The 214-nt window shown below is 71.0% G+C and carries 1 protein-coding gene; it reads right to left on the bottom strand.

All coding sequences use genetic code 11. The annotated features are described in order from the left end of the window. Window positions 1-196 (bottom strand): aldose epimerase family protein (locus L687_RS0121380; protein ID WP_445081461.1); only part of this gene is annotated, 196 nt, incomplete at its 3' end. Window positions 197-214: the final 18 nt, after the last annotated feature.

Genomic DNA, 214 nt, shown 5'->3' with positions numbered 1-214 from the left:
GTGCGGTGCCGTCGTCGTCCCACTCTCCGTCGCGCACCCGGTTCGGCCAGGGGACGAGGACCACGCCGGAACAGGCCGGCGTGGGCAGCTCGAGAGGATACGGCGGTACGAGGTCGACATCGTCGATGCGCAGCGAACGCAAGGAGGCGCCGACCTGTGCGATCTGTGCGGTCACCCCGCCGCGTCGAAGGCTGATCTGGGCGCCGGTGGGGGA

It is taken from the genome of Microbacterium maritypicum MF109 (assembly GCF_000455825.1).
GTDB lineage: Bacteria > Actinomycetota > Actinomycetes > Actinomycetales > Microbacteriaceae > Microbacterium > Microbacterium maritypicum_A.
The sequence above is the reverse complement of the archived record's forward strand: the minus strand, read 5'-3'. Positions and strand labels throughout refer to the sequence as shown.